A 15,875-nucleotide genomic window follows, 5' to 3' on the forward strand; every position below is an offset into this window, starting at 1 on the left:
TCAATCGCCCAACACCAACCTCATGAAATAAGTGTGGATACCGTCTTATGGAGCAAAACCCGCAGTCACAGCTGAAACTTCTTGTCACCCGTGGTAAGGAGCAAGGCTATCTGACCTATGCCGAGGTCAATGACCATCTGCCGGAAGATATCGTCGATTCAGATCAGATCGAAGACATCATCCAAATGATCAACGACATGGGCATTCAGGTGATGGAAGAAGCACCGGATGCCGATGATCTGATGCTGGCTGAAAACACCGCGGACGAAGATGCTGCCGAAGCCGCCGCGCAGGTGCTTTCCAGCGTGGAATCTGAAATCGGGCGCACGACTGACCCGGTACGCATGTACATGCGTGAAATGGGCACCGTTGAACTGTTGACCCGCGAAGGCGAAATTGACATCGCTAAGCGTATTGAAGACGGGATCAACCAGGTTCAATGCTCCGTTGCTGAATATCCGGAAGCGATCACCTATCTGCTGGAACAGTACGATCGTGTTGAAGCAGAAGAAGCGCGTCTGTCCGATCTGATCACCGGCTTTGTTGACCCGAACGCAGAAGAAGATCTGGCACCTACCGCCACTCACGTCGGTTCTGAGCTTTCCCAGGAAGATCTGGACGATGACGAAGATGAAGACGAAGAAGATGGCGATGACGACAGCGCCGATGATGACAACAGCATCGACCCGGAACTGGCTCGCGAAAAATTTGCGGAACTACGCGCTCAGTACGTTGTAACGCGTGACACCATCAAAGCGAAAGGTCGCAGTCACGCTACCGCTCAGGAAGAGATCCTGAAACTGTCTGAAGTATTCAAACAGTTCCGCCTGGTGCCGAAGCAGTTTGACTACCTGGTCAACAGCATGCGCGTCATGATGGACCGCGTTCGTACGCAAGAACGTCTGATCATGAAGCTCTGCGTTGAGCAGTGCAAAATGCCGAAGAAAAACTTCATTACCCTGTTTACCGGCAACGAAACCAGCGATACCTGGTTCAACGCGGCAATTGCGATGAACAAGCCGTGGTCGGAAAAACTGCACGATGTCTCTGAAGAAGTGCATCGCGCCCTGCAAAAACTGCAGCAGATTGAAGAAGAAACCGGCCTGACCATCGAGCAGGTTAAAGATATCAACCGTCGTATGTCCATCGGTGAAGCGAAAGCCCGCCGTGCGAAGAAAGAGATGGTTGAAGCGAACTTACGTCTGGTTATTTCTATCGCTAAGAAATACACCAACCGTGGCTTGCAGTTCCTTGACCTGATTCAGGAAGGCAACATCGGTCTGATGAAAGCGGTTGATAAATTCGAATACCGCCGTGGTTACAAGTTCTCCACCTACGCAACCTGGTGGATCCGTCAGGCGATCACCCGCTCTATCGCGGATCAGGCGCGCACCATCCGTATTCCGGTGCATATGATTGAGACCATCAACAAGCTCAACCGTATTTCTCGCCAGATGCTGCAAGAGATGGGCCGTGAACCGACGCCGGAAGAACTGGCTGAACGTATGCTGATGCCGGAAGACAAGATCCGCAAAGTGCTGAAGATCGCCAAAGAGCCAATCTCCATGGAAACGCCGATCGGTGATGATGAAGATTCGCATCTGGGGGATTTCATCGAGGATACCACCCTCGAGCTGCCGCTGGATTCTGCGACCACCGAAAGCCTGCGTGCGGCAACGCACGACGTGCTGGCTGGCCTGACCGCGCGTGAAGCAAAAGTTCTGCGTATGCGTTTCGGTATCGATATGAACACCGACCACACGCTGGAAGAAGTGGGTAAACAGTTCGACGTTACCCGCGAACGTATCCGTCAGATCGAAGCGAAGGCGCTGCGCAAACTGCGTCACCCGAGCCGTTCTGAAGTGCTGCGTAGCTTCCTGGACGATTAATCGGTAGGCCGGATCAGGCGTTACGCCGCACCCGGCACTAGGCCCTCTGCACAAACGCCACCTTTTCGGTGGCGTTTTTTATCGCCCACGCACTACCAGCGCCTGGTCCAGCTCGCGATACGCTTCAACCAGTTTCTCCAGTGAAACGCGACTTAAACCGCTGGGATTTGGCAGCACCCAAATCTGCGTCGAACCAATGGTGAGCGTTTGTTTCCCCCACTGTGCACCGCGCTGGCTGAATCCCTGTTCATATGCTTGTTTGCCCAGAATCGCCAACGCCTGCGGCTGATAATCTTCAATTTTTTCAATCAGCTTACGCCCGCCTGCGTGTAGCTCCTGCTTTGAAACTTCATTGGCTTGCACCGTTGGACGGTCTACCAGTTTGGTGACGCCACAACGATAATCCAGCAGATGCTGTGCCTCCTGCGGCTTCAACTGACGGTCGGTAAACCCGGCCTGATATATCACCTTCCAGAAGCGATTTGCCGGATGAGCAAAGGGAAAACCAGTCCCGGCGGATGAAAGCCCAGGGTTGATACCGCAAAACACGACCCGTAACCCTGGAGCCAAAATATCCTCAACCATATTTACTCCTTTCTAACATCACCAGGAAAAGTATAACGGATTGAAAATACATTGTTTATAAAAACAGCAGGCGCGCGGTAATGGCTGGATTGCGACACGGAGTTACTTTATAATCCGCTACCATGGCCCCTTAGCTCAGTGGTTAGAGCAGGCGACTCATAATCGCTTGGTCGCTGGTTCAAGTCCAGCAGGGGCCACCAGATATAGCAAAGGCTGACGAGAAATCGTCAGCCTTTTTCTTTTTATATATCAGTTACTTTGCGTGCCAGTAAGCCGCTGCACGTACCCGCTGTGGGTCATACTGTTCCGCTTCAAAGCGGCGGCTTAAATTCTTAACGACTTTACCTTCGCCGGTTATCCAGATGAAGTAATCATCGGCAGGGATTTGCATCTGCGCCAGACGCGCATCTACCGCCTGCTCATCATGTGCCAGCCATTCGATATTAAAACCATCAAGGTGCGCGAGATAATCCTGACAGGCGTTATCCCGCACGCTAACCAGCGCACTAACTTGCGGTTTAACGGCAAGTTTGCTCAACGTTTCCAGGCGGCGGCGCAATGCGGGCATTCCGGATTCATCGCAGACATACAGCTGATACGCGTAATCTTCCGGCACCACCAGCGAACCGCGCGGACCTGCCACCGTAAGTTTATCGCCCGGTTGCGCCTGCATCGCCCAGCCGCTGGCGACCCCACCGTCGTGAATAAAGAAATCAATCGCCAGTTCATGGCGTAGTTCGTCATACAGCGGCGTATAGTCACGCGACGGTGGGCGTGGTCCTTCCGGCCAGACGATGCCCTCTTCCGTTACCGTTGGCGGCACAAAGTGAGCGTCAGGTTGAGGAAAGAAGAGTTTGCTGTGATCGTCAAAGCCACGCGATGTAAAACCGTCCAGCGCCTCGCCGCCGAGGACAATGCGCTGAAAACCGGCGCTGATGCGCTCAACGCGTAACACAGTCAGTTCACGGAAGCGCAGATCATTGCGAACGCGCTGCGGGTAGCGGGGGGTGTTATTCATTGTTATCGCCTTCGTGATGGTAATCAGATATATCTAAATAAAACTCGCAAATGATAATGATTGTTAATCATGATAAATGCAAGCGATTTGTAGAACTGATATGTCTATAGTCTGATAAGACGAACCGCCTCTTCTCAGGCATCATTACTCAACGCCGGATGCGGCGTGAACGCCTTATCCGGCCTACGTGTGAGATGAGTCCACGTTTAAAAATCATTTTTACACTTGCAAGAACGCTCATATCAGATATAAATTAGATATATCTAATTAAGCAAAAGGAGGCTGATATGAGCCATCATCACGAAGGGTGTTGTAAACATGAAGGCCAGCCACGCCATGAGGGCTGCTGCAAAGGTGAGAAGTCAGAACACGAGCACTGCGGACACGGTCACCAGCATGAACACGGTCAATGCTGCGGTGGTCGCCACGGTCGCGGCGGCGGTCGTCGGCAACGTTTCTTTGGTCACGGTGAATTACGTCTGGTGATTCTGGATATTCTCTCGCGCGATGACAGCCACGGTTACGAATTGATTAAAGCGATTGAGAATCTAACCCAGGGGAATTACACCCCAAGCCCGGGCGTCATCTACCCAACGCTGGATTTTCTGCAGGAGCAGTCGCTGATTACCATCCGCGAAGAGGAAGGAGGTAAGAAGCAGATTGCGCTGACCGAACAAGGCGCGCAGTGGCTGGAAGAAAACCGCGAACAGGTGGAGATGATTGAAGAACGCATCAAAGCGCGTTGCGTTGGCGCGGCGCTGCGCCAGAACCCGCAAATGAAGCGGGCGCTGGATAATTTTAAAGCGGTGCTGGATTTACGCGTCAACCAGAGCGATATCAGTGATGCACAAATAAAAAAGATCATTGCGGTGATCGACCGCGCCGCTTTTGATATTACGCAACTGGATTAATCGCCGCATCCGCCAGTGGCGCGGTGCAATTGCCGGATGCGACGCTTGACGCGCCTTATCCGGCCTACACCCGCTACACACCCCGCAGGCCTGATAAGATGCGCCAGCATCGCATCAGGCATTGTGCTCCAACCGCCGGATCCGGCATACCGATTAATGCAGTACCGTCACCGCGTCTTCCAGTCGGCTGGCGCGGTGTTTCACCATCGCCGACACCTGCGCACTCTCTTCCACCAGCTCGGCATTTTTCTGGGTGATCAGGTTAAGCTCATCCACTGCACGGGTCAGGCTGGAAAGCCCATCGGCCTGTTCCAGCGTTGAATGGCTAATCTGGGCGATCAACTGGGTGACGTTTTTCACCTGTGCCACAATATCTTCCATCGTCCGTCCGGCGGCGTGTACCTGCTGCGAACCGGATTGCACCTTATCAGCACTGGCATCAATCAGCTTGCGAATATCGTTGGCAGCATTAGCGCTGCGGCTGGCTAAATGACGCACTTCCCCTGCCACCACTGCAAAACCTTTGCCCTGTTCGCCGGCACGCGCCGCTTCCACCGCCGCATTCAGGGCCAGAATATTGGTCTGAAACGCAATATCGTTAATCAGCGAAGTAATGGTGCCAATGCGCTGGGTACTGTCGGCGATATCGTCCATTGTCTTGATCACCGTGGTCATCGCCTCCCCACCCTGCACTGCCGCATTACTGGCAGTGATTGACAGTTTATCGGCAGCCGACGCCGTGGCAGAGTTCTGTTTCACCGACGCCGCCATTTGGTTCATGGTCGCCACCGTTTGCTGAACGTTATCAACTGTCTGCTGGGTATGTTCGTTCAGTTCATCGGTGCCTTTCGCCAGCGTCTCACTGCCATTTCTGACACTGGACACCTGGCTTGAGACATCGTTAATTAGCCAACGGCACATCAGGCCAAGTTGCCCTACCGCACGTAATGTCAGCCCCAGCTCATCGCTGCGATTCAGATGCTCAACACTATTACGTTCTCCGGTCGCCACCTTCAGTGCCTGATGGGCAACATTTTCTATCGGGCGCACAATCTGCCATTCAAAACAGGCGCTTGCCAACAATACCACTAACGCACAGAGGATATACGTCACCACCGGGGCAGCAACAAACCAAAGCATGGCCGCCAGCAAGATAAACATCAGGGTCATCACTCCACGCGCCCGCCAGCGAAGCGGTAATGAAGGCAGTTTACCCAGCCAGCCTTTACGCACCACCAGGCCTTTATGAATACGCTTACTGGTACGTCCGGCGTTCAACGCTTTGTACAGCGGCTCCACCGCCGCGATCTCTTCATCCGTCGCCCGGGTACGAATCGACATATAGCCACTGATTTTTCCCTCGCGCACCATCGGTACCGCATTGGCCCGCACCCAATAATGGTCACCATTTTTGCGGCGATTTTTCACGATGCCGCTCCAGGGCTCCCCTTTTTTCAGGGTGAACCACATATCCGCAAACGCCGCTTTTGGCATATCCGGGTGACGCACCATGTTGTGCGGCTGCCCTTGTAACTCTTGCAAGGTATAGCCGCTCACCTGCACAAAAGTGTCATTAGCATGAGTGATATAGCTTTGCAGATCGGTAGTGGACATCAGAGTGGTATCGTCCGCCAGCGGGGTATTTTGCTGGGTGACATACGGATGAGAAGACATGTTCGCGTCCTGTGCAGGTTATATGGTTGTTAACTTCTTGTCAGAGTTTATGTCGGCCCCGCTGCGGTTATCTTTAACCGATTAATTTGATTTAGATCGCAATTTGCGATTTAAACACAAATCTAATTCCTTGATTTAAAATACTTTCACTCTGTTACTATACGAAAACGTTAATTATCTTGCCCAAAAATCAGGCAATTATTGCCCTGAAAACGTGCATTTGCGCAGCAATCATCAAATCCATACCCGACAAAAACCGTGCAAAATAACAACAAATGTTAACAGATAGCATTAAATATTGCACAAATGATAACCGAATTTGTGTTTATCCCGATTTTCGCGATCGCAGCCGGAGTGGCGCAATCCCTGCAATACTTAAATCGGTATCATGTGATACGCGAGCCTCCGGAGCATATTTTGAACAGGTTACCTTCGAGCGCATCGGCTTTAGCGTGCAGCGCCCACGCCCTGAATCTCATTGAGAAGCGAACGCTGGATCATGAGGAGATGAAAGCACTTAACCGAGAGGTGATTGAATACTTCAAAGAGCATGTCAATCCGGGGTTTTTAGAGTATCGCAAATCTGTTACCGCCGGCGGGGATTACGGAGCCGTAGAGTGGCAAGCGGGAAGTTTAAATACGCTTGTCGACACCCAGGGCCAGGAGTTTATCGACTGCCTGGGAGGTTTTGGAATTTTCAACGTGGGGCACCGTAATCCAGTTGTGGTTTCCGCCGTACAGAATCAACTTGCGAAACAACCGCTGCACAGCCAGGAGCTGCTCGATCCGTTACGGGCGATGTTGGCGAAAACCCTTGCTGCGCTAACGCCCGGTAAACTGAAATACAGCTTCTTCTGTAATAGCGGCACCGAGTCCGTTGAAGCAGCGCTGAAGCTGGCGAAAGCTTACCAGTCACCGCGCGGCAAGTTTACTTTTATTGCCACCAGCGGCGCGTTCCACGGTAAATCACTTGGCGCGCTGTCGGCCACGGCGAAATCGACCTTCCGCAAACCGTTTATGCCGTTACTGCCGGGCTTCCGTCATGTGCCGTTTGGCAATATCGAAGCCATGCGCACGGCTCTTAACGAGTGCAAAAAAACCGGTGATGATGTGGCTGCGGTGATCCTCGAACCGATTCAGGGTGAAGGTGGCGTAATTCTGCCGCCGCCGGGCTATCTCACCGCCGTACGTAAGCTATGCGATGAGTTCGGCGCACTGATGATCCTCGATGAAGTACAAACGGGCATGGGGCGCACGGGCAAGATGTTCGCCTGCGAGCATGAGAACGTACAGCCGGATATCCTCTGCCTTGCCAAAGCGCTCGGCGGCGGCGTGATGCCGATTGGCGCGACCATCGCCACTGAAGAGGTGTTTTCAGTTCTGTTCGACAACCCATTCCTGCATACCACCACCTTTGGCGGCAACCCGCTGGCCTGTGCGGCGGCGCTGGCGACCATCAATGTGTTGCTGGAGCAGAACTTACCGGCTCAGACTGAGCAAAAAGGCGATATGTTGCTGGACGGTTTCCGTCAACTGGCGCGGGAATATCCCGATCTGGTACAGGAAGCGCGTGGTAAAGGGATGTTGATGGCGATTGAGTTTGTTGATAACGAAATCGGCTATAACTTTGCCAGCGAGATGTTCCGCCAGCGCGTACTGGTGGCCGGAACGCTCAATAACGCCAAAACGATCCGCATTGAACCGCCACTGACACTGACCATTGAACAGTGTGAACTGGTGATCAAAGCGGCGCGTAAGGCGCTGGCGGCCATGCGAGTAAGTGTCGAAGAAGCGTAATATCAAATCGGATGGCGATACGACGTCGCCATCCGATCTTTTTATACGACGCGTACGCCCGCAGGCATCATCCGCTCCGGCGTTAACAGCACGCTTTCACTGCCGTCATCGGTTTCCGCACACAACAGCATGCATTCCGACGTTTCACCACGCATTTTCGCTTTTTGCAGATTGCATAAGACCACCACCGTTTTCCCCATCAGCTCTTCTTCGCTGTAGTACGGCACCAGGCTGGTCACGGTTTGCAGCGTTTTTTGCCCCACATCAACCTGTACGATGTACAGCTTGTCGGCGTTTTCATGGCGTTTCACTTCCACAATCTTTCCGACGCGCATTTCCAGACGTGCAAAATCAGCGTAAGCCACGGTTTCCATTGCTTCCTCCCTTAGGGTAAAATTTTACTAAACTATAGCAAAAGTTTTTCTCAATCCTGTAGGCTAAAAATGGAGAATGCAGGCGTGATCACATTCGTGAGCCGCTGTGTTACCGTTACAGCGTCAAAGAAACGCGCTTTATTTACTGAAAACAGGTGACCCGATAAGCACTTCCTCTACAATGGGGGCGCACATCAGGGAAAGTAAAAAAGGTAAACATGGCAACACTAAAAGACATCGCAATCGAAGCTGGCGTATCCCTGGCGACAGTATCCAGGGTCTTAAATGACGATCCGACATTGAATGTGAAAGAAGAGACGAAACATCGCATTCTCGAGATCGCCGAAAAGCTGGAGTACAAGACCAGTAGTGCCCGTAAACTCCAGACAGGTGCAGTCAACCAACACCATATTCTGGCTATCTACAGCTACCAGCAGGAGCTGGAGATCAACGATCCTTACTATCTGGCGATCCGCCACGGCATTGAAACCCAGTGCGAAAAGCTGGGCATCGAGCTCACCAACTGTTATGAACACAGCGGCTTACCAGACATTAAAAACGTCACCGGTATTTTAATTGTCGGCAAACCCACGCCCGCCCTGCGCGCCGCTGCCAGCGCGTTGACCGACAATATCTGTTTTATCGACTTTCACGAACCCGGCAGCGGTTACGATGCGGTGGATATCGATCTGGCACGCATCAGTAAAGAAATCATCGACTTCTATATCAACCAGGGCGTTAATCGTATTGGTTTTATTGGCGGTGAAGATGAGCCTGGCAAGGCGGATATTCGTGAGGTCGCCTTTGCGGAATATGGCCGACTGAAACAAGTGGTACGCGAAGAGGATATCTGGCGCGGCGGTTTTTCCAGTTCGTCGGGTTATGAACTGGCAAAACAAATGCTGGCGCGGGAAGACTATCCGAAGGCACTGTTTGTTGCTTCCGATTCCATTGCTATCGGCGTACTGCGGGCAATTCATGAACGAGGCCTGAACATCCCACAGGATATTTCGCTTATCAGCGTTAACGATATCCCCACCGCGCGATTTACCTTTCCGCCGCTCTCCACCGTGCGCATCCATTCCGAGATGATGGGAAGTCAGGGCGTTAACCTGGTGTATGAAAAAGCCCGCGATGGTCGCGCGCTGCCGCTGTTAGTCTTCGTTCCCAGCAAATTAAAACTGCGCGGCACGACCCGTTAAATCCCCTTACACACTGTCCGGCAATCGTTTTTGCCGGACAGTGCTGCCGTTTATTTTCGTGATCCAGTTAAAGTAAATGCATTTACCTGCTACTTTTTAGTAAAAATTTTACTAAACTCCCCAGCAATTACACAAACTACCATCACCATGAATGGTTCCGATTTCTCTCTACCGGGAGGCCCTATGAATCGCTGGGAAAACATTCAGCTCACCCACGAAAACCGACTTGCGCCGCGTGCGTACTTTTTTTCATATGATTCTGTTGCGCAAGCGCGTACCTTTGCCCGCGAAACCAGCAGCCTGTTTCTGCCCTTAAGCGGTCAGTGGAATTTCCACTTTTTTGACCATCCGCTGCAAGTACCAGAAGCCTTCACCTCTGAGTTAATGGCTGACTGGGGGCATATTACCGTCCCCGCCATGTGGCAAATGGAAGGTCACGGCAAACTGCAATATACCGACGAAGGTTTTCCGTTCCCCATCGATGTGCCGTTTGTCCCCAGCGATAACCCAACCGGTGCCTATCAACGTATTTTCACCCTCAGCGACGGCTGGCAGGGTAAACAGACGCTGATTAAATTTGACGGCGTCGAAACCTATTTTGAAGTCTATGTTAACGGTCAGTATGTGGGTTTCAGCAAGGGCAGTCGCCTGACCGCAGAGTTTGACATCAGCGCGATGGTTAAAACCGGCGACAACCTGTTGTGTGTGCGCGTGATGCAGTGGGCGGACTCTACCTACGTGGAAGACCAGGATATGTGGTGGTCAGCGGGGATCTTCCGCGATGTTTATCTGGTCGGAAAACACCTAACGCATATTAACGATTTCACTGTGCGTACCGACTTTGACGAAGCCTATTGCGATGCCACGCTTTCCTGCGAAGTGGTGCTGGAAAATCTCGCCGCCTCCCCTGTCGTCACGACGCTGGAATATACCCTGTTTGATGGCGAACGCGTGGTGCACAGCAGCGCCATTGATCATTTGGCAATTGAAAAACTGACCAGCGCCAGCTTTGCTTTTACTGTCGAACAGCCGCAGCAATGGTCAGCAGAATCCCCTTATCTTTACCATCTGGTCATGACGCTGAAAGACGCCAACGGCAACGTTCTGGAAGTGGTGCCACAACGCGTTGGCTTCCGTGATATCAAAGTGCGCGACGGTCTGTTCTGGATCAATAACCGTTATGTGATGCTGCACGGCGTCAACCGTCACGACAACGATCATCGCAAAGGCCGCGCCGTTGGAATGGATCGCGTCGAGAAAGATCTCCAGTTGATGAAGCAGCACAATATCAACTCCGTGCGTACCGCTCACTACCCGAACGATCCGCGTTTTTACGAACTGTGTGATATCTACGGCCTGTTTGTGATGGCGGAAACCGACGTCGAATCGCACGGCTTTGCTAATGTCGGCGATATTAGCCGTATTACCGACGATCCGCAGTGGGAAAAAGTCTACGTCGAGCGCATTGTTCGCCATATCCACGCGCAGAAAAACCATCCGTCGATCATCATCTGGTCGCTGGGCAATGAATCCGGCTATGGCTGTAACATCCGCGCGATGTACCATGCGGCGAAAGCGCTGGATGACACGCGACTGGTGCATTACGAAGAAGATCGCGATGCTGAAGTGGTCGATATTATTTCCACCATGTACACCCGCGTGCCGCTGATGAATGAGTTTGGTGAATACCCGCATCCGAAGCCGCGCATCATCTGTGAATATGCTCATGCGATGGGGAACGGACCGGGCGGGCTGACGGAGTACCAGAACGTCTTCTATAAGCACGATTGCATTCAGGGTCATTATGTCTGGGAGTGGTGCGACCACGGGATCCAGGCACAGGACGACCACGGCAATGTCTGGTATAAATTCGGCGGCGACTACGGCGACTATCCCAACAACTATAACTTCTGTCTTGATGGTTTGATCTATTCCGATCAGACGCCGGGACCGGGCCTGAAAGAGTACAAACAGGTTATCGCGCCGGTAAAAATCCACGCGCGGGATCTGACTCGCGGCGAGTTGAAAGTCGAAAATAAACTGTGGTTTACCACGCTTGATGACTACACCCTGCACGCAGAGGTGCGCGCCGAAGGTGAAACGCTCGCGACGCAGCAGATTAAACTGCGCGACGTTGCGCCGAACAGCGAAGCCCCCTTGCAGATCACGCTGCCGCAGCTGGACGCCCGCGAAGCGTTCCTCAACATTACGGTGACCAAAGATTCCCGCACCCGCTACAGCGAAGCCGGACACCCTATCGCCACTTATCAGTTCCCGCTGAAGGAAAACACCGCGCAGCCAGTGCCTTTCGCACCAAATAATGCGCGTCCGCTGACGCTGGAAGACGATCGTTTGAGCTGCACCGTTCGCGGCTACAACTTCGCGATCACCTTCTCAAAAATGAGTGGCAAACCGACATCCTGGCAGGTGAATGGCGAATCGCTGCTGACTCGCGAGCCAAAGATCAACTTCTTCAAGCCGATGATCGACAACCACAAGCAGGAGTACGAAGGGCTGTGGCAACCGAATCATTTGCAGATCATGCAGGAACATCTGCGCGACTTTGCCGTAGAACAGAGCGATGGTGAAGTGCTGATCATCAGCCGCACAGTTATTGCCCCGCCGGTGTTTGACTTCGGGATGCGCTGCACCTACATCTGGCGCATCGCTGCCGATGGCCAGGTTAACGTGGCGCTTTCCGGCGAGCGTTACGGCGACTATCCGCACATCATTCCGTGCATCGGTTTCACCATGGGAATTAACGGCGAATACGATCAGGTGGCGTATTACGGTCGTGGACCGGGCGAAAACTACGCCGACAGCCAGCAGGCTAACATCATCGATATCTGGCGCAGCACCGTCGATGCCATGTTCGAGAACTATCCCTTCCCGCAGAACAACGGTAACCGTCAGCATGTCCGCTGGACGGCACTGACTAACCGCCACGGTAACGGTCTGCTGGTGGTTCCGCAGCGCCCAATTAACTTCAGCGCCTGGCACTATACCCAGGAAAACATCCACGCTGCCCAGCACTGTAACGAGCTGCAGCGCAGTGATGACATCACCCTGAACCTCGATCACCAGCTGCTTGGCCTCGGCTCCAACTCCTGGGGCAGCGAGGTGCTGGACTCCTGGCGCGTCTGGTTCCGTGACTTCAGCTACGGCTTTACGTTGCTGCCGGTTTCTGGCGGAGAAGCTACCGCGCAAAGCCTGGCGTCGTATGAGTTCGGCGCAGGGTTCTTTTCCACGAATTTGCACAGCGAGAATAAGCAATGAGGATCATCGATAACTTAGAACAGTTCCGCCAGATTTACGCCTCTGGCAAGAAGTGGCAACGCTGCGTTGAAGCGATTGAAAATATCGACAACATTCAGCCTGGCGTCGCCCACTCCATCGGTGACTCATTGACTTACCGCGTGGAGACAGACTCCGCGACCGATGCGCTATTTACCGGGCATCGACGCTATTTTGAAGTGCATTACTACCTGCAAGGGCAGCAAAAAATTGAATATGCGCCGAAAGAGACATTACAGGTAGTGGAATATTATCGTGATGAAACTGACCGTGAATATTTAAAAGGCTGCGGAGAAACCGTTGAGGTCCACGAAGGGCAAATCGTTATTTGCGATATCCATGAAGCGTATCGGTTTATCTGCAATAACGCGGTCAAAAAAGTGGTTCTCAAAGTCACCATCGAAGATGGTTATTTCCATAACAAATAACAACTACGGCGGCAAAAGGAGTTTGCCGCCACCGCTACCCTACTCATTTTCGGAGATGTGTTATGTCTGATACCAAACGTAATACAATCGGCAAATTCGGCTTGCTCTCGCTGACTTTTGCCGCCGTTTACAGCTTTAACAACGTTATCAATAATAATATTGAGCTTGGACTGGCCTCGGCACCGATGTTTTTCCTCGCGACGATTTTTTATTTTATTCCCTTCTGTCTGATCATCGCAGAATTTGTTTCGTTAAATAAAAACTCAGAAGCCGGTGTCTACGCGTGGGTAAAAAGTTCGCTGGGCGGACGTTGGGCATTTATTACTGCCTATACCTACTGGTTCGTAAACCTGTTCTTTTTCACCTCACTGTTGCCGCGCGTTATTGCTTATGCTTCGTATGCCTTCCTCGGATACGAATATATTATGACGCCGGTTGCCACCACCATTATCAGTATGGTGCTGTTCGCCTTCTCCACCTGGGTTTCCACCAACGGGGCGAAAATGTTGGGGCCAATTACCTCCGTCACTTCAACGCTGATGCTGCTGTTAACGCTCTCCTACATTTTACTGGCAGGTACGGCGCTGGTTGGCGGCGTACAGCCTGCTGACGCCATCACCGTTGACGCGATGATCCCGAACTTCAACTGGGCGTTCCTCGGCGTTACCACCTGGATCTTTATGGCCGCAGGTGGCGCGGAGTCCGTCGCTGTGTACGTTAACGACGTCAAAGGCGGTTCGAAATCGTTCGTTAAAGTGATCATCCTCGCCGGGATTTTTATCGGCGTACTGTATTCCGTCTCCTCGGTGCTGATTAACGTCTTCGTCAGCAGCAAAGAGTTGAAATTTACCGGCGGATCGGTGCAGGTATTCCACGGCATGGCGGCGTATTTTGGTCTACCGGAAGCGTTGATGAATCGCTTTGTCGGTCTGGTGTCCTTTACCGCGATGTTCGGTTCCCTGCTGATGTGGACCGCAACGCCGGTGAAAATTTTCTTCTCCGAAATCCCGGAAGGCATCTTTGGTAAGAAAACCGTCGAACTGAACGAAAACGGCGTTCCGGCGCGCGCAGCGTGGATCCAGTTCCTGATCGTCATCCCGCTGATGATTATCCCGATGCTCGGTTCCAATACCGTGCAGGATCTGATGAATACTATTATTAATATGACCGCCGCAGCGTCCATGCTTCCGCCGTTATTCATCATGCTGGCTTACCTGAATTTACGCGCCAAATTAGATCACCTGCCACGCGATTTCCGTATGGGCTCCCGCCGCACCGGTATTATCGTTGTTTCAATGCTGATTGCGATATTTGCCGTAGGGTTTGTCGCTTCGACATTCCCGACTGGCGCGAATATTCTGACCATCATTTTTTATAACGTCGGCGGTATTGTTATCTTCCTTGGCTTTGCGTGGTGGAAATACAGTAAATATATAAAGGGATTAACGGCTGAAGAGCGCCATATTGAAGCGACGCCAGCCAGCAATGTTGATTAAGCAGAATAATAAAAAATGAGCAGGCATTTTCCCTCTTCCTGGATGAGGAGAGGGAAAATAGTTTCTGCCTTTATATTTTTATAATTACAACGATAAAAGGCTGTACTTTTTCTTTAGCTCATGGATTAACACAATGAAATTAATCACTGCACCATGCAGAGCATTACTTGCTCTGCCGTTTTGCTACGCCTTTTCTGCGGCAGGAGAAGAAGCACGTCCGGCAGAACATGACGACACAAAAACACCCGCAATTACCTCGACATCTTCTCCTTCATTTCGTTTTTACGGCGAATTAGGGGTTGGTGGATATATGGATTTAGAGGGTGAGAATAAACATAAATACAGCGACGGTACCTATATTGAAGGTGGCCTGGAGATGAAGTACGGCTCCTGGTTCGGCCTGATTTACGGCGAAGGCTGGACCGTGCAGGCCGACCACGACGGCAATGCCTGGGTGCCAGACCATAGCTGGGGTGGTTTCGAGGGCGGAATTAACCGTTTCTATGGCGGTTATCGTACCAATGATGGCACCGAAATCATGCTCAGTCTGCGTCAGGATTCCTCGCTGGATGACCTGCAATGGTGGGGCGATTTCACCCCCGATCTGGGCTACGTCATTCCCAATACCCGCGACATTATGACTGCGCTGAAGGTACAGAACTTAAGCGGCAACTTTCGTTATAGCGTCACCGCGACTCCTGCCGGACATCATGATGAAAGCAAAGCCTGGCTACATTTTGGCAAATACGATCGCTATGACGACAAATACACCTATCCGGCAATGATGAACGGTTACATCCAGTATGACCTTGCCGAAGGCATCACCTGGATGAACGGTCTGGAAATCACCGACGGCACAGGACAGCTCTATCTCACGGGCCTGCTAACTCCTAACTTTGCCGCTCGCGCCTGGCACCATACCGGACGCGCCGACGGGCTGGACGTACCGGGAAGTGAAAGTGGGATGATGGTGAGCGCCATGTATGAAGCGTTAAAGGGCGTTTATCTCTCCACCGCTTACACCTACGCCAAACATCGCCCTGACCACGCTGACGATGAAACCACCTCTTTCATGCAGTTTGGTATCTGGTACGAATACGGCGGCGGACGTTTCGTCACGGCTTTTGATAGCCGCTTCTACATGAAAAATGCCTCTCACGATCCCAGCGACCAAATCTTCCTGATGCAATATTTCTACTGGTAATAA

12 protein-coding genes and 1 tRNA gene are annotated in these 15,875 nt (G+C 52.1%); 9 read left to right on the plus strand and 4 right to left on the minus strand.

The window, feature by feature from the left end; translation table 11 throughout:
- Positions 1 to 47 precede the first annotated feature (47 nt).
- Positions 48 to 1,889, plus strand: a complete 1,842-nt coding sequence (rpoD, locus tag C4F37_RS11975; protein WP_000437375.1) for an RNA polymerase sigma factor RpoD — start codon at positions 48 to 50, stop codon at positions 1,887 to 1,889.
- A gap of 78 nt (positions 1,890 to 1,967) precedes the next feature.
- On the opposite strand, the gene mug is transcribed toward rpoD, so the two are convergent.
- Positions 1,968 to 2,474, minus strand: a complete 507-nt coding sequence (gene mug / locus C4F37_RS11980) for a G/U mismatch-specific DNA glycosylase (protein WP_000228937.1) — start codon at positions 2,472 to 2,474, stop codon at positions 1,968 to 1,970.
- Positions 2,475 to 2,598: 124 nt separating this feature from the next.
- Here mug and C4F37_RS11985 point away from each other — a divergent pair.
- Positions 2,599 to 2,674: transfer RNA gene (locus C4F37_RS11985), tRNA-Ile, on the plus strand.
- A gap of 53 nt (positions 2,675 to 2,727) precedes the next feature.
- Here C4F37_RS11985 and nfeF read toward each other — a convergent pair.
- Complete coding sequence (gene nfeF / locus C4F37_RS11990) at positions 2,728 to 3,492, minus strand: NADPH-dependent ferric chelate reductase NfeF (protein ID WP_001066494.1); 765 nt, start codon at positions 3,490 to 3,492, stop codon at positions 2,728 to 2,730.
- Positions 3,493 to 3,779: 287 nt separating this feature from the next.
- On the opposite strand from nfeF, the gene nfeR reads away from it, so the two are divergent.
- Entirely contained in the window at positions 3,780 to 4,403 is a 624-nt protein-coding gene (gene nfeR, locus C4F37_RS11995) for a DNA-binding transcriptional regulator NfeR (protein ID WP_000018003.1), read from the plus strand.
- A 153-nt stretch (positions 4,404 to 4,556) separates the two neighbouring features.
- Here the strand turns inward: nfeR and aer are convergent, their stop codons facing one another.
- On the minus strand, positions 4,557 to 6,077 hold the full coding sequence (gene aer, locus C4F37_RS12000; protein ID WP_000094721.1) for an aerotaxis sensor receptor Aer: 1,521 nt from the start codon (positions 6,075 to 6,077) through the stop codon (positions 4,557 to 4,559).
- A gap of 417 nt (positions 6,078 to 6,494) precedes the next feature.
- Here aer and ygjG point away from each other — a divergent pair, with 417 nt between their 5' ends.
- Positions 6,495 to 7,874, plus strand: a complete 1,380-nt coding sequence (gene ygjG, locus C4F37_RS12010; RefSeq protein WP_001375279.1) for a putrescine aminotransferase — start codon at positions 6,495 to 6,497, stop codon at positions 7,872 to 7,874.
- A 41-nt stretch (positions 7,875 to 7,915) separates the two neighbouring features.
- On the opposite strand, the gene C4F37_RS12015 is transcribed toward ygjG, so the two are convergent.
- Entirely contained in the window at positions 7,916 to 8,248 is a 333-nt protein-coding gene (locus C4F37_RS12015) for a tRNA-binding protein (RefSeq protein WP_000450594.1), read from the minus strand.
- Positions 8,249 to 8,466: 218 nt separating this feature from the next.
- Here C4F37_RS12015 and ebgR point away from each other — a divergent pair, with 218 nt between their 5' ends.
- The 5 genes from ebgR to ygjJ all read left to right on the plus strand — a co-directional run bounded on the left by ebgR (position 8,467) and on the right by ygjJ (position 15,872).
- A complete protein-coding gene (gene ebgR, locus C4F37_RS12025) occupies positions 8,467 to 9,450 on the plus strand; it encodes a transcriptional regulator EbgR (RefSeq protein ID WP_000212475.1) in 984 nt (327 codons plus the stop codon).
- 183 nt (positions 9,451 to 9,633) lie between these two features.
- Positions 9,634 to 12,726, plus strand: coding sequence for a beta-galactosidase subunit alpha (gene ebgA, locus C4F37_RS12030; protein WP_001082856.1), 3,093 nt, complete (start codon positions 9,634 to 9,636; stop codon positions 12,724 to 12,726).
- Positions 12,723 to 13,172 carry a beta-galactosidase subunit beta gene (locus tag C4F37_RS12035; RefSeq protein WP_001219954.1) on the plus strand — a complete coding sequence of 150 codons (450 nt, stop codon included), beginning with the start codon at positions 12,723 to 12,725 and terminating at the stop codon, positions 13,170 to 13,172. The genes ebgA and C4F37_RS12035 overlap by 4 nt, the downstream gene beginning before the upstream one ends.
- Before the next feature lie 62 nt (positions 13,173 to 13,234).
- Positions 13,235 to 14,668: an amino acid permease gene (locus tag C4F37_RS12040; protein WP_001285432.1), complete on the plus strand. Its 1,434-nt coding sequence runs from the start codon at positions 13,235 to 13,237 to the stop codon at positions 14,666 to 14,668.
- Positions 14,669 to 14,801: 133 nt separating this feature from the next.
- A complete protein-coding gene (gene ygjJ, locus C4F37_RS12045; RefSeq protein WP_000767656.1) occupies positions 14,802 to 15,872 on the plus strand; it encodes a protein YgjJ in 1,071 nt (356 codons plus the stop codon).
- Positions 15,873 to 15,875 lie beyond the last annotated feature (3 nt).

The organism is Escherichia sp. R1 (assembly GCF_003000935.1).
Classification (GTDB): Bacteria; Pseudomonadota; Gammaproteobacteria; order Enterobacterales; family Enterobacteriaceae; genus Escherichia; species Escherichia coli.